Origin of the sequence: Duganella sp. (assembly GCF_039595735.1) — a bacterium.
Classification (GTDB): domain Bacteria; phylum Pseudomonadota; class Gammaproteobacteria; order Burkholderiales; family Burkholderiaceae_D; genus Rugamonas.
Genome location: NZ_JBCNLB010000021.1, coordinates 14,359 through 34,487, shown reverse-complemented (window position 1 = coordinate 34,487; position 20,129 = coordinate 14,359). Strand labels below are relative to the sequence as shown.

General features: G+C 62.6%; 14 protein-coding genes. All 14 read right to left on the bottom strand.

The window, feature by feature from the left end:
* Positions 1-15: 15 nt before the first annotated feature.
* Genes ABDW57_RS24665 through ABDW57_RS24600 form a run of 14 tightly spaced genes read right to left on the bottom strand, consistent with a single transcriptional unit; the run spans position 16 to position 20,086 of the window.
* Entirely contained in the window at positions 16-3,270 is a 3,255-nt protein-coding gene (locus ABDW57_RS24665; RefSeq protein WP_343732783.1) for a hypothetical protein, read from the bottom strand.
* On the bottom strand, positions 3,267-4,610 hold the full coding sequence (locus ABDW57_RS24660) for an ATP-binding protein (protein ID WP_343732782.1): 1,344 nt from the start codon (positions 4,608-4,610) through the stop codon (positions 3,267-3,269). The genes ABDW57_RS24665 and ABDW57_RS24660 overlap by 4 nt, the downstream gene beginning before the upstream one ends.
* Before the next feature lie 7 nt (positions 4,611-4,617).
* On the bottom strand, positions 4,618-8,490 hold the full coding sequence (locus ABDW57_RS24655; RefSeq protein ID WP_343732781.1) for a contractile injection system tape measure protein: 3,873 nt from the start codon (positions 8,488-8,490) through the stop codon (positions 4,618-4,620).
* Positions 8,491-8,492: 2 nt separating this feature from the next.
* On the bottom strand, positions 8,493-10,958 hold the full coding sequence (locus tag ABDW57_RS24650; protein WP_343732780.1) for a hypothetical protein: 2,466 nt from the start codon (positions 10,956-10,958) through the stop codon (positions 8,493-8,495).
* Positions 10,948-11,259, bottom strand: coding sequence for a hypothetical protein (locus tag ABDW57_RS24645; protein ID WP_343732779.1), 312 nt, complete (start codon positions 11,257-11,259; stop codon positions 10,948-10,950). The genes ABDW57_RS24650 and ABDW57_RS24645 overlap by 11 nt, the downstream gene beginning before the upstream one ends.
* A 2-nt stretch (positions 11,260-11,261) precedes the next feature.
* Entirely contained in the window at positions 11,262-12,080 is an 819-nt protein-coding gene (locus tag ABDW57_RS24640; protein WP_343732778.1) for a hypothetical protein, read from the bottom strand.
* Positions 12,077-15,805 (bottom strand): baseplate J/gp47 family protein, encoded by a 3,729-nt coding sequence (locus tag ABDW57_RS24635; RefSeq protein ID WP_343732777.1) that lies wholly within the window; start codon positions 15,803-15,805, stop codon positions 12,077-12,079. Before ABDW57_RS24635 ends, ABDW57_RS24640 begins: the two co-directional genes overlap by 4 nt.
* An 18-nt stretch (positions 15,806-15,823) precedes the next feature.
* A complete protein-coding gene (locus tag ABDW57_RS24630; protein ID WP_343732776.1) occupies positions 15,824-16,237 on the bottom strand; it encodes a GPW/gp25 family protein in 414 nt (137 codons plus the stop codon).
* Position 16,238: 1 nt separating this feature from the next.
* Complete coding sequence (locus ABDW57_RS24625; protein WP_343732775.1) at positions 16,239-16,538, bottom strand: PAAR domain-containing protein; 300 nt, start codon at positions 16,536-16,538, stop codon at positions 16,239-16,241.
* 8 nt (positions 16,539-16,546) lie between these two features.
* Complete coding sequence (gene vgrG / locus ABDW57_RS24620; RefSeq protein ID WP_343732774.1) at positions 16,547-18,334, bottom strand: type VI secretion system tip protein VgrG; 1,788 nt, start codon at positions 18,332-18,334, stop codon at positions 16,547-16,549.
* A 3-nt stretch (positions 18,335-18,337) separates the two neighbouring features.
* Entirely contained in the window at positions 18,338-19,015 is a 678-nt protein-coding gene (locus tag ABDW57_RS24615; protein ID WP_343732773.1) for a peptidoglycan-binding protein, read from the bottom strand.
* A 2-nt stretch (positions 19,016-19,017) separates the two neighbouring features.
* Positions 19,018-19,194: a DUF5908 family protein gene (locus tag ABDW57_RS24610; RefSeq protein ID WP_343732772.1), complete on the bottom strand. Its 177-nt coding sequence runs from the start codon at positions 19,192-19,194 to the stop codon at positions 19,018-19,020.
* Between the two features lie 12 nt (positions 19,195-19,206).
* Positions 19,207-19,662 carry a phage tail protein gene (locus tag ABDW57_RS24605; RefSeq protein WP_343732771.1) on the bottom strand — a complete coding sequence of 152 codons (456 nt, stop codon included), beginning with the start codon at positions 19,660-19,662 and terminating at the stop codon, positions 19,207-19,209.
* 7 nt (positions 19,663-19,669) lie between these two features.
* On the bottom strand, positions 19,670-20,086 hold the full coding sequence (locus ABDW57_RS24600; protein ID WP_343732770.1) for a phage tail protein: 417 nt from the start codon (positions 20,084-20,086) through the stop codon (positions 19,670-19,672).
* Positions 20,087-20,129: the final 43 nt, after the last annotated feature.

Genomic DNA, 20,129 nt, shown 5'->3' with positions numbered 1-20,129 from the left:
CTCCTTAAATGAACACTACAATGAGGAAATCGAACGGACTTCCTTGCCATCACTGACCCAATGCTCGCTGCCGGCGCCGCCGTAGACGATGTGCACCACCAGCTGTCCCTGATTCAATCGCTGCTCCACTTCCTGCGCTGCGGCCGCATCGGCAATCGTCAGCGCCAGCAGTTCGCCGCCCGGCTCCAGCTTCTGCCCGGTGAGCGGTGTACTCTTCCACTGCACCGTGGTATCGGCCGCCAGCACCGAATCCAGCGCCGCCTTGACGTCGGCAAACGGGTGGTTGTCGAACATGATCTCCACCTTTTTGATGATGGCGTAACCGCTGCCGGTATTTTTCAGTATCCACTGGAAGCCGTGTTCATTGGCCTCGGTGCGCCACACCACGATCGGGAAGCCCATCTCGTGCCGCACCAGCGTGCTGCGCTGGCGCATCGGCACGCGACGCCGTTTGCGCAAATACATGTAGCCGGCAATCAGCACTGCCATGCCCACCACCGCGGTGATGATGAACGGCAGGTTGCCGGACGATAGCCGGCCCAACAGCGGGTCATACAACAGCAGCAAAGTGAACACCAGCGTGGCCGGGATATTCACCAGCACCAGCACATACAGGAAGTTGCGCTTGATGAAATTCTGCGCGCCGCAGAAGCGGAAGAACAGCACCACCGTGGTGATGATCACCAACAGCAGCACCGCCAGTATCAGCCGTAGTATCCAGCGCTGCACGCAGGCGAAGGCCTCCAACGCGTTCGGCAGCTTGATGTCCTCGCCAGGATCGAGATAGTTACGCGACAGACAGGTGGTCAGACTGGCCGATTTCAGACAGGACAGGCTGGTATCCTCCACCGGCTTGGCCAGGTTGTCGAAATCCGGCGCCCACAGCCCCAGCCCGCCAAAAGTATCGCGCGCATAGACGATATCGTCCTGCAATTGCTGCCAGTTGCGGTTATCGAAGTGCAGCACCGGCAGGATGCTGCGCAGGAAATCTGCGCGATCGGAGCCATGCAGATTGGAGTCGCTTTCGATATCCTGACGCAGCGCCTTCTTGGCGTCCGAGCTGGGCTCGTTCAGCAACACCAGAATGAACTCGTCGTTCTCCGGGCCGCCTGGGCGGTTTGGCTCGGTGGCAGCGCGCTTCTTGCGCAGGTTGATCAGGTTGGAGGCGCCAAACGCGCCCGGCCCGCCGTTCTTGCCTGCCGTGAAAACGTTCTGGGACACCAGCACATTCAGCCCCAGCTCATGCTGATCCAGATCCGCACGCAGTTCCTTGAAGAAGGTATTGAATTCCGCCGTCGCATTGGCATCGACCGGATAGTTCGGGAAGTACAGGGTCACGCCATCGCCACGGCGCGGCTTGGGTTCCAGTCCCAGCGTACTGAACGCCTTCAGGCGCGATGCCGTATCGTTCAATGGCGTGGTCAGCAGCGCGATGATGTTGGCGCGGATCTTGGCAAACACTACCTTGCGGCTCTGCGCCGTGAAGTTGCGCCAGTCGCCGTCCCAATCGTTCTTCTGGATCACCCAATCGACCTTGGAATTGTACTGGTGCGCCACCCGCACGAAGGCAGTTTCACTGCTGGAATTCTGGGTCACGTCGAAGCTGTCCGCGCCACGCTGGAAATTGCCGAAGTTATCGACCGTCAGGGTCTGGAACGCCACCCGGTTCAACACGCGGAAATTGATTGGCTGCACCTCTTTCTTGCTCTGCCAGTAGGGGTAGAACGCGTAGTCGATGCGCGCCACATCATCCACCGCGCAGCCGCATTTGCTGCCCTTGATCTGAATTTCCGGCAACTGGTCCGGGATTTTCTTGCGCGCCAGCCCCTCGATCGCCGAGCCGAGATAACTCAGATAGATATCGCGCACCAGATCCTTGCTTTCCTTGTCCGTGACGTCATCGCAAATTTCCACCTTGGAGCGCAGCGTGCGGATGCGCTTGAAGGCATCTTCTATGCTGACCGTCAGATGCGTGACGCCGTCCAGGGATTGCTGGCGCAGCGGCGCCAGCTGCTTTTCCAGCGCATCCAGCTCCACATCCGAAATCCGCAGGCCGGCCACATAAGCGTTATTGGTGGGCGAATTCAGCTTGCACATCGACAGCCCGAAATCGATCTTGGAAATGGCCGCGCTGCGGAAGACGCTGGCTTCAGGGTAGTTCACATCTTTCAGTTGCTCCAGCATGCGCACCACGGCCGCCGGCATGCCGGCGTTCAGCACGTTGCTCTTCAGCTGGTTCTGGATGGTTTCCAATCCTTGCGCGTCCAGATGGTAGTTGTCGAATACGCGCGTGGTTTGCGACAGCTTGAGAATTTCGTCGTCGGTCAGCTTCACCGTACCGTCCGCCACCCGGTCGTTGATGTATTTCTCGTAAGCTTCCGGCGATTGCAGGTACACCGTGCCCAGTCCGCGCAACTGGCCCAGCGCCTCAGTATCGAGCCACCCCTCCTTTTCCACCTTGTCCAGCGTGGCCTCATTGATCAGAAAACCGTCGTAGCTGCGCGCCTGCGCCTGGACGATGGGCCACAGCGACTTGTGCAACTCCTGCATACCTGCCAGCGCCTGCAGCAATCCCACCCGCATTTCCTCCTGCGAATGGAACGGCTTGTCCTTGAGCGAGCCCAGCAGCTGCATCAACTGGTCTTTGCCTTGCAGCAGATCGAGATCGTCCTTGTCCAGTTCATAGGTGTAATAGCCGCGATCGGCCGTGACGGCAGCCGGGCGCGGCGCCTGGGCGCGGCCGCCGTCATAGCGCTTGAACAGGGCCAGCAGTTCCTGCGAGTTGGCCCGCCGCAGCACCTCGGCATCGCTGGCGCGCACTTTCTCGGGCTGCTGGTTTTCCCAGTCGGCAAACCCGTTGCTCAGCAGCGCGCCCAGTTCCATCGGGTAGGCAGCGCCGAACGCCGCCACCCGCGCCACGTGCCCGGCCATCTGTTCGGCATATCCATCCGCCGTCGCCAGGCGGAATGTGTAGCCATACCGCTGCAGCCACGACAAGGTGATGCGGCCGACGATGCCATCGCTTAGCGGCTGCTCCTTGAGCGTGTAGTCCGCCTGCCAGTCGGGCAGCTTGCTGTAGATGGTCTTCAGCTGATTTTGCATCTGCAGCACGGTCGGCTTGCTCAAGCCATCGAAATCGGACTGCTTGATGGCGCGGTTGTAGCCCACCCGCGTGTAGGTCTGGGTTGCCGCCAGCACCGAACTGCACAGGACCAGATGGCAGATCGCCAGCATGCCAAGTTTTTTCAGGCGATGAATGTCGATTTTCACAATGTCTTCCCATCCTTCATTAATTCCTTGCCGATGCCGGCAATCAGATCGTCCTGCACCAGGTGTTCACGGCCATTCATGACGGCACGAATGGCCGCGTAGCGCGCCACGTTGAGCAGGGCGCCGCCGGCCAGTTCATACTTCTCCGCGATGACGCCAAAATCGACATCACTGCCCAGCCGCGCCGGCTCGGTGAACAAGCCTTGCCACAGGCGCCGCCGCTGTTCGGCGTCCGGCATGGCGAAATACACCTCGCTCTGGAAACGGCGCGCGAAGGCCTGGTCGATATTGGCCTTGAGATTGGTTGCCAGGATCACCACGCCGGGGAAGTCTTCCACCCGTTGCAACAGGTAGGAAATCTCCTGGTTGGCGTGGCGGTCGTTTGAGTTGCTGGTCTGTGTACGCTTGCCGAACAGCGAATCGGCTTCGTCAAAGAACAAAATCCAGTTCTTGTTCTGCGCCTGATCGAATACATTGGCCAGGTTTTTCTCGGTTTCACCGATGTACTTGGACACCACCATCGACAGGTCGATACGGTAGACGTCGGCCCCCACGGCCTTGCCAATCAGGCTGGCCGTCAGCGTCTTGCCGGTGCCGGGCGGGCCGTAGAACAGGCTGCGATAGCCCGGCTTGACCGATTTTTCCAGCCCCCAGCTGCGCAGGATGTGTTGCGGCTGGCGCAGCCAGGTGACAATGTGTTCGACTTCCTCCATTACCTCCGGATTCAGCACCAGGTCTTTCCAATCCAGTCTGGTCTGCATCAGCTTGGCCGGAAAGCTGGCGCTGAAGTCGGGCTTGTGGACTTCGCCGTCGGACAGGCGCTGCAAGTATTCATTGCTGAGAATGAGCGCGGAGCCGAACATCGGTTCGCCGCTGGCTTCATGCTCGAATCTCAGCATGCCGCTGCGGGTAAAGTAGTGGTCATCCTTGAACAGCTGCGCCACCTTGAAACGCAGACCGATGTCGGCGCCGGCCAGCAGGAAGGCGGCAGTCTCGCACGTGGGCAGGAAGCCGGAATGCAGTTTGCCGCGCCAGCCGCCAATTTCGCTGTAGCCGCGGCCTAGCGCCGCGTTTTGCAGCAGGAACATGTCCAGCACCTGCGGCCGCAGATGGGGCATGAAGGCCAGCATCAGCACCACGCGTTCGGCAAAGCCCATCTGGTATTCGCGCACCAGTTGGGCATAGGGTGAGCTGGCGCGCGACAGGTCGGGCGGCGGGCACAATGTGGCAAGCTCGGCGCCAGCGTGGTCGGCCTTGAAGTAGGCTTCGAAACGGGCATCGCACACCTGGGTGAACCAGGTGACTTCGCGTTCGAGGCATGCGGCGATATCGTTCATCATGTTCTCGCTAGCGCCACGTCACGTGGAGAGGATGTTCCATCCAGGGGAACTTGATCATGGCGAAACTCCATGGCAGACGGTCCAGCAGCATGTCGAAGGTGGCGGTCGGGATCTTGAGATGCCAGGCGTTTTCCTCAAAGGTCAGTTGGCCCTCGCGTTGCAGGAAGGTCTGGCGCAGGCCGCTGATCGAGGTCTTGCCAAGTGCTTTCCAATGGGCGATGACGCCGTTGAGCATTTGTGCGATGGTGTCTTTTTCCTTGTCGGTGATGTCGATGCCGCGTGCGATTGGCTGGCCGCCGTGGATGCCGCACAGGAGCTTGTTCAGCACCAGTTGGTACTCGGGGGTGCTGGTTTCGGCGGTGACGGCATATTGCAGCAGATGCACGGCGCGCTGCGCGGCCTCTTCGCTCACGAAATTGCCGTCTTTGGTCAGTTCGAGGATGCTGAACAGGCGTTGGGCATAGGTGGCGAAGATCACCATGCCGGCGTTGCGCAGGTTGGCGTCACCTTGCTGGGCTTGCGGCTCTTCCTGTGTCGCCGGCGCGTGCTGCTCTTCGGCGCGCGTCAGTGGTTGCAGCAGGGTTCGCATGATGTCGCTGGCGCTGCCGCCTGTCGGTGTGGTATCCGGCAATGGCGTGTCGCGGCCGGCGGTCTTGTGCACCAGTGTGCGGATGAACTCGGTCGGCGTGACCGGGTCTGCAGCCATGAAGGCGGCCTGATAGATGGCCTGCCAGGTGGCGCTGGCCTGCAATGCCGGAATGTTTGCAATGCCGGTGTGGCTGGCGATGGCGCGCAGCGTGTGCGGCAACTGGGCGGCCAGCTCCGGTTGCAGGCGCACCAGCAGTTGGGCCAGCACAATGCCGGGCGTCATGTCCACCAGGCGGCTGATGGCGGCGGGCTGGGATAAAGCTGTTTCCAGCGCGCCGGTGAGCGTGGTGGTGGAGCCCAGCAGGCGCTGGAGCATGAGTTCGGCGGCCAGTTGTTCAGGCTTGCCAGGTTCGTCGGCGCGCATCAGAAGGATGGCCAATGTGGATTCGGCCTGGATGATGGCGGCCGGCGGTGCGGCAAATTGTTGTTCGGCGTCTTGTTTGCGCTGGCGGCTCTTCTTGCTGGAGGTGCCATCCGGTCGGGCTTTTTTGCCGCCGCCTGCCGGGGTGGCGGTTTTTTTGGCTTTGGCGATCGGTGCGGGCTGGCGTGCGGTCGATATTGAAGCTTCCAGTTGTTCGCGCAGCGGAGCTTCCAGCAGGTGCAGGTAGTGTTGGCATATTTCTTCGCTCAGCAGGGTGTACACGGCTGGCGGGGTGTCGTCTTCTGGTGCACGCAGGTGTTCCTGTATCGCTTGAACATATCTGGCGCCGAACAGTGCGCTGTCCAAGACCGGTGATGCCGGCAGAATCACGCGCCAGGCGTGGGCGATCTGGCGGATGTCGTCGGGCTTGGCGTGCTTGGGTGCGAGGGTTGTTATCAGGTCGATCAGCGATCCGTCTGGTCCGGCGCTCAGCGCGCAGTCGAGGGCGAACTGCAGACTGCGATGGCGGAATTCGTCTGGTGGCAGTGGGTCGCTCAGGACGGCATTGCAGGCGTCGGCGTGGCGTATGACGGGTTCAATCAGCAGCGCCGATGACGGGGAGATGGCTTTCAGCATGGCGATCAGGATGTCAGTGGGGGCCCGGGCAGCCAGACTGGCGCGCTCCTGCGGACGCCGCAGGTAACGTTGGGCGGCGGCCAGCAACACGTCTGCGTGGTAGCGGGTGATTTCTGGCCAGATGATTTCCAGTGACGTTAAATCGGCTTGCAACATCGCGCTCGCCAGTCGCTGCGGCAGATTCTGCTGCAGCAACGCCGGCAACGGCGACGACCCGCGCGCGCTTTCCTCCGCCAAAGCCTTTGCCTCGCCAGCACTGACCGGGGAAGCGGCGGCGCCCACCTCGGATGAAGCGTCGAGCGGACGGCCGTCTTTATTGCCAGCGTCTGGCGAAGCGCTAAGCGAGCGACCTACGCCTGCGCCTGCCTTGAGCGAATCGCTGAGTGGACGGCCGTCGCCATTGCGGGCGCCCGGCAAAGTGCGACGCGAGCGATCTATGCCTACGTCTCCCTCGGTCAAAGCGCTGAGCGGACGGCTGCCACCTTTACTGCCGCCCGGCAAGGTGCTAAGCGAGCGAACTATGCCCGCATCAGCCGCGGCCAAATCGTTGAGCGGACGTCCGCTACCGTTGCCCGAAACCGGCGAAGTTCTGATCGAGTTGCCGACGGCCGCGTCTGCTTCGGGCGAGGCGCTAACCGAACGGCCATCGCCGTTGTCCACGGCCGGCGGGGTGCTGAGCGAGTGGTCTACGACTGCCTTTGCTTCGGGTGAGCCGCTAAGCGGACGGTCGCCGCCGTTGCCCGCAGCCGGCAAAGTGCTGAGCAACTGACCTATATCTGCGTCTGTTTCGGGCGAAGCGCTAAGCGAACGGTCATCGCCCTTGTCTGAGGCCGGCAAAGTGCTGAGGGAGTTGCCTGCGCCAGCTTCGGGTGAATCGCTAAGCGGACGGCCGTGGCCCGCGCCGGCCTTGGGCGAAGTGCTGAGCGTGCGGAGGGAAACTGCGTCTTCCTCAGGTAGATTGCCTGCACTCTTGCCGGACCGGGTGGCGGCGTGAGAGACACGCACGTCCTCGGGTCCGCTGCCGAGGTTGATGTAGGCGCTCTCGCCACATGCGGCCTCCAGATCGATCTCCCGCGCGTCCAGAAGATTTTGCAGGATGCGGCGGAAGTAGCCGTGGGCGTCGCCAGTCTGCAAAGCGCGACTTTCTATCGCGCCCAGGAACAGCGGCGCACCGTCTCCTATCCAGCCGCGCACCAGTTGATGCAGCTGCGCAGAATTGAGGTTGCCTAGCCGTTTATCCTCCGCCGCATGCTGCGCCACAAAGTTCCTGATGGCCGCTTGTGACTTGAGTGTCGTAATCGCATCCATCGCCGCAGGCCGCTCAGCCGCCACGCCGGACTGGTGCACCAGCGCCTCCAGATCCAGCTGGCCGCCCGCGCGCAAGGTCGACAGCACCAGCTGCATGAACCGTACCGGATCAGGCGCCCGTCCACATTGCGCGCCTATCGATTCCAGCATCAGACTGCAATCCTGGTTGACCAGGCTGGAATCGTGCATCAGCCACCAGATCAGCCACTGCTGCAAGTCAGCCAGCGGCAAGGATTGCTCGTCCAGATCCAGCTGGTGCTGCCGCCACGCCATGAACTTGTCCAGTTCCGGCGCGACAGCGCCCTGTCCTTGCAACGCCGCCGACCACTGCGCTTCGGTCGCCGCCGGTGGCACGGCCTGCCCAGGATGCAGCACGGCGACGACCTCCGACAGCGCCGCAGCGCTGAACTGGCGCACCAGCCGCGCCAACATGTGCTCGTCGCGCACCACTTCGCTCAGCACGGCGGAAGCCTGGCGCGTCGCCAGCACGCGCCGCAATAGCTGTTCATGCGCGACCTGGCGGTCAGCAGCCACAGACCACGGCAACCGTCCACTGCGCAGGAAACCCAACAACTGCTCGCCAGGCCCGTCCGGTACACCAGACTCCCGCTCGGACGACGCATCGCTTCCACCGGTGGCTATCCACTGCGGGCTGGCCTGCGCAGGCCAATGCAATGCCTCCGTCAAACGCTGCTGCAAGCGGTTCGGCAATTCCTCTTCGGCCTCATCGCGCGTCACCATGCCGAGATCGACTTCCAGCCGCTCGACGCGCCTTAACTGCCCGGCCACAGCTGACCGCGACAACACCTGATCGATTACCGGCAACAAAGCCTCGCGCAACCAGTCCGCCAGCGACTCGCCAGCCTCGACGCTGCCTTCCCAAGCCACGTCCAGCGTTAATCCATGTATGAGATTTGGCGCACTCATGATTACATCCAATGCCGGTTGGTGTGATACGGACCGACCTTGCCCAGGAATTCCAGCAACTGATCGGCCGCCGTATCCAGTCCGCCCACATCGGCGCCGGTCTGCAGCAATGCCAGCCACCGCCGGTAGCGCAGCTCAAACTGCGCCAGGAAGGCAAAATCCAGCCAGTAAAACGTCGGCAGGATATGGGCCGGAAGATTCTGGGCAATCAACTCCTCGACCCAGGCCCGGCAGCCGGGATTGCTGAAGCGTGCCGTAAACGCCGGCAGCACCACGCTCACCCGGTGCGCATAGAAGTCATCCTCCACCACCCGCACCGCGTCATCGCCGCGCGGCCGCAGCAACACATGCTCCAGCAGATGGAATCCCTCGCTGGCCGCACTCAATTCGACCAGCATGTCACGCAATTCACGAGCAGCATCGGCCAGATCGGCGTTGGGCAGACGCAGCAGCGGCCAGCAGCGTTCATCATCCAGATTCAGGCACAGCCAGCCCTGATCGTCATCGGCCGCCAGCACACGATAGTTTTCCTTATGGATGCCGGCCAGCAGCAGTGACGGGCTCACCGCCCCCAGCGGCAAACCGTTCAGCACCGTGCGGCCGGGGGCTTGCGACGGCCAGGGCAAGGCAGCAGTCTCATCAAAGTCCACCTGCCGCGTGAGCCGCTCCAGATAACGCGTATCGCTGATGAACCGGACCTGGTCATTGTGTACCGCCGCCACCAGCGAGCGTCCCAGCGCCGCCTCGCTGCCGCCGCACAGCAACTGCACCCGGTGCTGAACCGGCGCGCAATTCCTGCCGTCCCAATACGAGGCCTGCACGTTCATCGCCTGCCCGCGCCGCGAACTCAGCTCGCACAAATGGCGCAATAGCCGGATCTTGCAATCAATCAGATGCAGGCCGAAATCGTCACCGTGATAGACGTCATAGCGACGCAGCGCATCTTCCGGAAACACTTCGCCGTACACCGCCAGCAGACTGTCCAGCACGCGGTTGCGGCGTTCGGTGAAAGCGTCCTGTCCTGCCAGCACCGCATCAACCTCGGCCGCGGCAGCGCCGTCCTGGTACAGGATTTCCAGATTGGGCACTTCGGTATCGCTCAGGAACTGCGCGAAATAACTGCGATCCAGTGTCTCATCCGCGGAGTACAGCCGCTTGATTCCCTGCAGCGAGGCCAGATAATTGGCCATCAATTGTTCAAACGGATACAAGTAAGCCTTCAGCTGACGCGCACGGGCATGTACTTCGGCCGGGTCGGATTCGGGCACGCCATAGTGGTTGATGCCGTAAATGGCCGGCGTGTGCTCGCCCACCGAGCTGTATTCCGCCAGGTCGCGATAACTGCCCTGCGGCAGCTTGACCAGCCGCCGCAACTGGCCATCATTATTGCGAAACGCATCGTATTCAAATTCCAGCTTGCGCAGATAGAGCGCCACCCGTTCGTGGAACTGCAGGGCGTGCCGTCCCGGCAGGCGCGGATCCTCGTCCTGCGCGCCGGCCGGCAACTGGCCGCTTTTGCCGTGCATCAGGCGCAGCAGGCGGGTGGCGGCCGGTTCGTTGGGGAAAGCCAGCACCGGGCACAGCTCGCCCGATGGCTCCAGTCGGATCTGGCTGTGTTCCCCGCCGTTCGCATCCACCAGACAGAGCCGCTTTACCTGGCGCACGCCAGGTATATGCCGTACCAGCGTGATCAGCTTGACCACATCGATCTCGTAATTGGCCTGTGTGAAATGGCCATCCGCAATGTAGCCGTGTTCGGTCAGCGGCCCCTCCAGCAGTTGCTCCCAGCTCATGCCCTGCGCCAGCGCCTCCTCAAAGCGCACGATGCGGCCGCCGGAGGAAATCATCTTGGCGCAGCGGAAGTAGATATCGGCGTAAATTTCAGCCGCCGGCCGGCTGTCATCGATCTCGATTTCGCCGCTCAGGGCGTATACCTGGGCACGCACGATGCAGACACGCTCGACATCACGACAGAGGTTGCGGTGCCGCGCCAGCAGCAGCAAAACATTCTGGCGTAAATCCTCGCACTCGCCACGGTCGCCGTTGTTGAACAGGGATTCGTGCGGCTTGATGAACACCGTGCACAGCCCCGGCTGCGCGGCCGGCCGTATCCAGACGTCATCGACGGCTGGCAACTGGTCGTAAATCAGCTTGCAGAAGTCGATATCCGTCACCGGCTGATTGGGGAAGATATCCTGCGGCGGGAACAACGCCTGCGCGTGAAAATCGATTTTGCCATCCGGGCCGGTCAGATAGTCAGCTACATCAAAATCAGTGCGGTACACCAGATCCGTCAAGCCATAGGACAGCAGCTCCAGCAGCGTCACACCGGGATCGTGCAGGTTGTAGTCGGTCCATTGCTGGCTCGACAAATCCTGCAGCAAAGCGATGCCCTTGCGCCTGAGGCCGTCGAAATCGAGGCCGTCAGGGTCGCCAAGGTAACGCTTGATGTGATCCTCAGTTTTCACTCAGGCTGCTCTCCACTTCCTGCGCGCGGTGGCGCCACGCCTCGATTTGCGCATGCATGCTGTGCAGTAGCCGCTGTACCCGGTTGAACGGCAGTTCGCCCAGCGTTTCCAGCACCAGCCGCAGCTGGGCATGGGTCAGCACGAAATGCACGTGTTCGGGATCGGCGCCGGCCGCCTGCTGATGCAGCTTGCCGATCAACTCGTACACCTGCTTGAACGGCCGCTCAGCCAGTCCTTCCAGAATCAGATCGCCCTGCGCCAGCGTCAGGTGCAGGCTCACGCCTTGTTTGGTATCGCACATGATTACCCCTTGATCTTGCCTTTTTCATCGTATTGCGGGCTGGGCTGACGCAGCGGCTTGTCCTCGCTCTCCAGCATCAGCGTGTCCTGCCACAACTGGGTGACGTGGTACTTGATCCAGACGTCCTCGCCATAGGCGCAGCCGACCCGCATCTGCAGCTTGAATTCAAATGGCTTGCCGGCTTCAGCACGCTGCCAGCGCAGCTCGATGCGGCTGCACTTGTTGCCGAAATGGCTCTGGTGATAGGTGATATCGCCGTTGGAGCCGAACGCATTGGTGGCAAACGCGTGCATGATGGCGTAGCGGCCCTCGCTGTCCTTGGCGCCGACGCCGGCCACCACCTCCAGCGCCTGGCAGCCGGTCATGAAGTCGGTCACGTCATACCAATAGCCGTCGGCCGGCACTGCCAGTTCGCCGCTGCGGCCCACGCGCGCGTGCGAGGCCACCGTGCCGGCCACGTCCAGTTCGTGGCGCGGATGGCTCTGGCGGATGCCGACGCCGCTGCGCGGCACGCCATCCCCATCGACATTGCTGGCCAGCGTCAGCAAGGCCTGCTCGCGCCGGTCCTGGAAGCTGAGGTTGGCGTTGGCCTTGTCCAGCCCCAGCGACCAGGTGGCGGCGCCGGTGCCGATGTCCTGATAAAAGCTGAGCAGCTTGCCATCGCGCAGCTGGGCGATCTTGAAGCCGGCTTCGGGCGTCTTTTCAAAGCCCTCGTCCAGCATGCTGAGCATGGAATCGATCAGGTCGGCAAAATCTTCCTGGCTGGGCATCTTGCCCGCCTCGAACTGCTCCTTGAGCATGGTGCGGCGGCGTCGGGTCATGATTCTTTCCTTGTCGGGATAATAAAGGTGGAGCCGACCTTGAGTTGGTTGATGCCGATCGGCGTGGCCTCCTTCGTAACGGATTGATCGCTCAGCACGATCCAATGCTGGTTCATCGGCACGGCAATACTCCACGGATAGCTGGGCTGTATCACCTTTTTCTGTATATCTGTCTGGATGGCGTTATCGTGCAGGCGGTACAGGCGGTCGATCGGCTTGCCCCACGGCGCGATCTGCAGCAGGGACACGCCGGTCACCGCCTCCACGTAGCCGAGGTCCAGCAGGAAGGACACCACGTCGTGCTGGCGCAGGGTCCAGCCGAAATGCTGGTGGATGCCCTGGCCATTCCACGGCGACAGGTAATCGCACAGGGCCTGATTGATCCGTTCGCTCAGGCGGCCGGTGTTCAGCTGCGAGGCCAGCTTGACCGTGCAACGCACCTGCACTTCCTCGTAGACCGGGTTTTGCACGCTGATGACGGCGTCCGGCGAAGCATAGCGGCGCACGTATTGCTCGATCTCGTTGACCAGGTAGCCGCTCAGCGTCGGCTTCTGGTTGACGTGGCCGCCGCGGTTCAGATAAGGAATCGCCACGATCAGGATGTGGCCGGGCCGCACACGGCGCGCCGGATCGTCGTCCACGCACAGATTGGGGAAGCATTTCACCTTGTACACCTGGGGAAACTGCTCCAGAATCAGCTGCTCGAAGTCGCTGGCGGTCAGCGCGCGGTTCTTATGGCGCAGACGCTCGCTGGCGCGCACGCGGAATTGCAGCGCCGTCTCGGCCGACTTGCCGTCAAATGAACGGCGCACCTGGTAAACGCTGTCGATGCCTGGAATATTCTCGCGGCTACGCGTAATGTGCATGGCCGGCATGACCGCCTGCGGCTTGGCGCCGCGATCGGCACGCCAGGTCACCTTGATGGCCTGGGCGTACACCGAATACAGGCTGCAGAAGCGCTCCACGCCCTCCTCCGCGGACACGCACAGCCAGAACTGCCCGGACGGCATCACGGTATTGTCAAGATCGATATCCTCCGGCAGCTGCAGCAGCACGATGCCGCTGGTCATGAAGCCCTTGGTCGAATCTTCCAGCACCAGATTCGGCGCCAGCACGCGCCAGCGGTTGCCGGACAGGTAGCGCCATTGCAGCCCCGCACTGGCGATGCCGCTCATCGGCAACGAATCCTCGCGCAGATAGAAATACAGCGACAGCGTGCCGCGCAGCTGCCTGCCCTGGACGCCGATGAACAGCTGGCCGGGCGAGGTGTAGCGCGGCACTTGCCGGATAATCCGCGTGTCGCTGAAATACATGCTTTGCCAGCCCAGCGGGTGCAGGTGGATGAAACTGTCGGCCTCCGAGGGGCTGTTGCTGCGGCGGCTGCGTTCAAAGGTGATGGTCGCGGTGGCGCGGTAATTCAGCGCGATGCGGCTGATCACCGGCGTGTACGGCGCATTTGGCAACGGCTGCATTAGGACGTTTTTTTTCAGCTGCGCGTTCTGCGTCAGCACGCGCGACAGCAAGGCCGGATATTCTTGATGCCCGAGCGCGCCAGACGGCCCGTCCAGCGTCAGCTTGAACAAGCCGTTCATGCTGGCCGAGGTGTACTGAAACGCGGCGCCGCTGGCCTCCGGCATGGCGTCCACCGGCTTGTAGAACTGCACGGCGGCGCGCAGGCTGATGGTATTGTCGTCGCTGGTGAGGTTGCTCAGGCTGCCATCCGGGTTGAGCTGGTAGCGGAACAGCTTGACGGTGCCGCCGGCGCGCAACCACTTGCCGTCCGTCAGCACCGCCACGCCAGCCTCCACATCGTCGCTATTCAACGGTTCAGGGTAGCCGCGATAGTAGTCCGGAAAGCCGCCCAGTCCGGTCGGCATGCCGGTCCATTCGACGTCGATCGACACGTCGCGCAACGGCTTGTACAGGATTTCCTCACAGCCGATCACCATATAGGACCCCACCGCCGGCAACGGACCAAACGGCATGAACGGCGACAAGGCGCTCAGCTGGCCGATCTGGTTATGCAACAGCAGCTGGCGCACCGCCTTGACGTCCACCTCGATGCGGATGTCATGCAGGATGAGATCGGCCAGCAGGTCGTAGGGATAGCGGTACTCGTTCTGGGTCATGTCAAACCGCAGCAGCGGCAAGTGGCTGTCGTAAGCGGCGCCGTGCACCAACGGGTTGTACGGAACGATGGCCGGCGCGCTGGCCGGCAACGCGAATTCAATCGCCAGGCAATCCGCCGGCACATCGGGGTTGAGGCCGCTGTACTCCGGGCGGTACTCGGCCACCTGATACCAGCCGCTTTCAGTGGTCAGGCTGATACGGAACATGCTGCGAAACAGGCGCACGAACACATCGCTGATGCGGATCGCGCGGACTTCCGCCTGGCTGCGCTTGGGGTCGGCCCGCACCTGCTCCAGCACGCGCTGCAGGCTGTCCTCCAGCGACAGGCGCGAGGTATGGCTGGGCACGCGATACTGGAACAGCACCCGCACCGTGCGTTCGCCCTCGCGCATCAACAGGACTTTGCTGGACAGGATAAAGCCAAAAGCGGCCGGCTCGCAGGCGTTCAGCGGTTCGCCGGGTTTGGGCGCCCCCATCAGCGGCAAGGCCGGCATTTTTTCATGCTCGCGCTCGTCGCCGTCCAGCTCCAGCAGGTCGAACTGGCGGTGATAGCCGCCGCTGGTGCCCACCACCGGCCGCCGCTCGAAATACAGCGAATGCAGCGCGCTGACGCGGGCGTCGTTCAGCGTGGCGGCGTTGTCGGCGGCATAAATGATGTCCTGCTGTTGCGCATCCACGCCGCCGATGAACTCGGTGCCGGCATCGATCTGGATCTGGCGCGCGGCCGCAGTCGGCTTGATGACCAGAAACGCGCTGTCCGGCTGTTGCGGCTGCGGCCGCATGCCCAGCACGCGCTGGTAATAGAAATCGATGCGCTTGTCGCCAAAACGGTTCAAGCGCACCAGCAGCTGCTGGAACAGGCGGATGAACGCGATCAGCAGGCTGATGCCGGGATCATGGTCGCCGCTCAGCAGCGACGGCGGCAGCAGCTCGCGGATGCCGTTCTGCAGCATGCGGACCGCCTGGGTCAGGGTGTGAAAATTATGCCGGATGGCGCTGGGCGAGGCCTCCTCCGCCGGCATTTCATGCAAGGCGGTCAGTTCCATGAAGCGTACCGAGAACACATGGTGGGCAACGCGCATGAAGGAAGATGGCGCCGCCTGCACCAGCTCGGCCAGTTCGCGCTTCATGCCGCGCAGGATGCCTTCCAGCAGCGTGCGCACCTCCTGGCCGGCGTGGCCTTGCAGCGGCAGCACGGCCGTCATCCACGCATCCAGCGCGCGCGCCACCAGCAGCGGCGAATCCAGACGGTCGCGGTGGGCGCCGTTGAGCGGTTGCTGGATGTCGGCGCGGAACCACTTGTGATAGGCCGGCTCCCCCTGCAGCCGTTGCTCGAAACGGGCCAGCATGGCGTTGGTGTCGATCGCCAGGATGGTTGCCATCAGCACGGTTTCATCGGCGCCAAAGTAATCATGCCAGTCGCCTTCGGCACGCAAATCCAGCTGGAAGAAACGCATCAGGCGCGCGTATTCCGCCGCCAGCGCCGCCAGCTGCTCGAACGACATTTCGTTGAGCTGGAAATAATCCCCGCACAGCGCGGGCGGCCGCCGGTGCTGCTGGTCGCGGCCGTCGCTGACGATCAGGCGCGCGCTCATGGCAGGCTTTCATGGCGCTCAGATCTGCACATCGGTGCCCTCGCGGAAATAGAAGGGATAGACGATGTTGTGGCGCGTATTGGTGCTGATGACGGTGTAATAGATCTGAAAGTCGAGCCGGCCCTCCTGTGCCAGGGTGCTGTCCGCCAGGATGGACTCCACCGTGACGCGCGGTTCAAAAAACAGGATGGCGCGCTGGATCACATCCTTCAGCACGGTAACGGTATTTTCATTGATGCTCTCGTAGAGCTGGCTTTTCAGGCCGCAGCCAAAGCTCGGCTGCATCACGCGCTCGCCGGGGGTGGTGCTGAGCAGGATGCGCAGGCTCTGGCCGATATCGTCCTCGGCGCTGACCATGCGCACGCGGCCGCGCCGCGAGAATTCCGGCGGAAAGCTCCAGCCGGTGCCGAGGAAGGCCTGGTCGGTATCCATTTCAGCCTCCGATCATCACGGTGGGCAGGCCCAGCACGATAGTGCCGCCGTGCGCGGTGGTGTCGCCCATGCGCGCCGCCGGCCGGCCGCCGATCATCACCGTGGCGCTGCCCTTGACGATGGTGTCGGGCGGACCGACGCACACGCACATATCGCCCACCACCGCAGCCGGCAAGGCGCCGATCAGCACATTCGGCACGCACGGTCCGGAGATCGGCCCGCCCACGTGCGGCACCGGCGGCAAGCCGGGCGTGACCATCGGGCAGACATGCATATCGGTGATGCGGGCGGCGGGCGGCATGGCGATCCTCAGTTAATCATGACCATCGCACCTTTGACGGTGGTCTGGCCGGCCGCCGACAGCTCGGCGGTGGCGGCGCCCTTGGCGGCAAAGCCGACATTGGCGCTGTGGTTGATGTTCAGGCCGGTGACCTTGACGTCCATCTGCGCGCTGGCCTCGACGTTTTGCACCGCCGTGATGACCACCTTGCCCTTGGCGTTGAGGGTAATGTCCTTGGGGCTGTCCAGCAGGATGCCGCTCGGGCTCAGCTCGACCTTGTTGTTGTTCTGGTCCTGCAGCAGGATGGATTTGGCGGCGTCGCTGATGACGATCTTGTTGTTGCCAGGCGTGATCAGGGTGATGACTTTCTTGTCATCGTCAAATTCCATTTTCAGCTTGCTGCGCGTGACCAGCGCCTTGAAGTTGTTCTCGGCCGCCAGTTCGTAGGGCGGCGTGCGTTTGGAGCTGTACAGACTGCCAAGTATCACCGGGCAGGATGGGTCATTATTGAAGAAGCCCAGCACCACCTCGTCGCCAATTTCCGGGATGATGAAGGCGCCAAAGCCGTTGGAACCGTAAAAACTGGCAAAGCGCGCCCACACGCCATCCACCGTGGCCGCCATCAGCGGCACGGAGACCTGGATCTTGTACTGCCCTTCGGGGTCGGCGTCGAGTTTTTTCACCACGCCCACGTGCAGTCCGGCCACGCCCGCCGTCAGGCCGGCCGCTTCCGGCGCGTGCAGCTGGTGCTGCTCGCTGAACCAGGACGATGGCATGCCGAACTCCACCTCGCTGGTCCAGTTGCCTTCCTCGATCCGGTGCACCACGGCGCTGACGATGACGTTGCCGTCGAAATGCTTGCCGGTGCCGGCCAGCGTGATCACCGCACCCGGCCTGGCCGCCGCATGCCCCTGGAAGCTGACGGCGCCGCGGATGCGCGACAACGCCGCCTTGGTCTGCTGCCCCTTGACCCACGCGCTCAGGGCCGCGCTTTCCAGCGGCGCGGCGGTCTGCAGCACATAGTCGCTCACGCCCAGCACCTTGGCCAGCGCCGCCGAGTCGATATCGCCCTGCTCGCCCAGCGTCAGCGGCTTGGCGCTCTGCTTGATCACCGCCTGGGTGGTCAGATCCCAGCTGGCGCCGCTGACCTGCGCCAGCTGCGTGCGCGCATCCAGCTCGGCGTGAAAAGAAATCATATCCGTGCCGTAAGTGAGCAGCAGCGCCGGCGCGACGCTGCCGTCGGGGGCCTTGACGTCGACAGCGCCGTCCTCCACCGTGACCACAAAACCATTGGCCTCGGCGCGCGCCATCATGTAGTCCCAGTCGCTGACGTAGTACTGCACCAGTTCCTTGTAGGTCGTGCTGGTGCTGGCGACGGTGGCGCTCAGGCCGGGATAGGCGCCGATCAGAGCGCTGATGATGTCGCTGTCGGTCTTGTCGACAAAGTTGGCGTTGCGCCGCCCTACCGTCATGGCCAGCGCCTTGTCGCGGCACTCCACCACCAGCTGGGCATTGTTGCGCCCCTCGATGCGGACCCCGTGCTTGATCACCACGCCCTTGAAAAGCTGCTTGATCTCGTTGTCATAGCCGGCGCTGATGCAAATTTCGGTGCCGGGCTTGAAATGGGCGTCGCTGACCGGGAATTTACCGTTCGGCATATCGCCGTCGATAAAGCTCAGCGTGGCCGACGGAATGCGGTTGGTTTCGTGCCGCACCACGATCGCCACCAGTTGCGCGGCGTCCGCCATCGGCTCGCCGTCGCAGCTCACCTCATAGGAAACCGTGCCGCCGCTTTTGGCAAAAGGAGATTCAGCCATGGATCACCCCAGCGGTGGAAAGCGCAGGCTGATGCCCGGCTGCAGTTGGCGGAAAGCCGTCAGGCCGTTGATGCGCGCCACTTCCAGGTAGTAGGACGAATCGCGGTAAATGCGCTCGCACAGCAGGGGCAAGGTATCGCCGGCGCGCACCACGATCAGGTGCGTCAGGTCGGGCGAACTCTTCTTGCTCTCCTTGATCAGCTCGGGCTGGCTGCTGTACTCCACCAGGTTGAGCGTCACCTTGGCGCGCAGCGGATCGCCGTTGGGCATGAACAGGGTGTATTCAAATTTCAACCCTTCCACCCGGCCATAGAACACAAAACTGCCCCACACCACGCGCACGATCGGCGCTTCGTGCTTGTCGCCCACGAAGGTGTAGGCCGCCTTGCGCAGCTGCTCCACCTGGGTCTTGACCGGCACCACCGCGCCCGGCACGGCGCCGGTGCCATCCAGCACCAGCGACTTCAGGGTCAGTTTTTCCGCCTCCGTGATGTTGTACTTGGGCTCGGTTCCGGCTTGGCCGAAGGCCTTGTTCTTGGTATAGCTGATGGCAAAGCCGTGTTCGTAGCCGGCCGGATTGATCAGCGCCTCGAACGCCGGACGCGAGCTGTCCTCGCTCAGTATGCCGTCGGACGACACCGTGCAGCCGGAAATCTTCAACAGGGTTTTCTGGCCCGACATGACTAGCGCTCCCCGTGTTCACGCAGCGTGTTGAGGATCAGCTGCTTGCAGGCCGACAGGATTTCCGCCTTCAGTGCCGGCGTCACCACACTGGCGCTGCCGCCTTGGCCGCCCCCGTCGCCCGCCGCGCGCTCGACGATGGTGGTCTTGATCACCAGTTCCCGGATTTCTATCGACATGGCTGTCTCCTGTTAAAGTGCGCGCCTGGAATACGAGTACGCCAGCGACACCTGTTCAATCGCCACCTCGTTCTTGGTGGAGCTGAACGCATCGACGCTCCACTTGACCGGGTAGGCATCGTTAAACTGCCAGGCCCGCAACACCTCGCCCTCGCCACCGCGCAGCATGACGATCACGGTCTGCAGGTCGATCGGCGCGGCAAACTCGCCTTCCAGCGTTTCCTTGCACCACAACACCAGCGGCGACAGCAGCGAACCGATGCCGCGCTTGAGCTCCAGGTTGCCGTGCTTGACGCCTTTCGGCAGCTGGTGCACAAAGCGGTTTTCGCCGCCCTCCGACAGCGGCTCCAGCTCGATCTCGGATGAAATGCCCGAGACCTCGCTGAACGCCATGTCGGCCATCAGGCTGCCGCTGATGGCCACGGTGAAGTAAAACGCCGCCGGCGGATAGTCGTCGAAAAAGCTCATCGGACCGCTAGCCGTTGGCGATGGTCAGGCCCTCGTGGACGATCTCGATCGACTCGATCGCCACCTCGTTGCCTTCCGACTTGAGGTCGGTGCTGGAAATCTTGGTCGGCCAGGCGTTGGTCAGGGTCCACACCATGGTGTCGTTGCCCTCTTCGTCCAGCAGGCTGATGGTCACCGGCACGCGCTTGATGGTGTTCATCTTGATCTGGTTGAGCCAGTCCCAGAACTTGTTGTCGCCCTTGAACACGCCTTTTTTCATGGTGATGTTGCCATACTTCTTCAGCCCCGGCATCTTGATCACCGAGAATACCGGGCTGTTGCCGTGACGGTACTTGATCTCTTCCGACTGCACGTCCAGGCCCGAGACTTCCTGGAACGACATCTCATTGGAGTCCCATTTCACGCGGAAATAGAACTTGGGCATCGGCCATACAGTTGCGGATTGACTTGCGCCATCGTCTGCCATA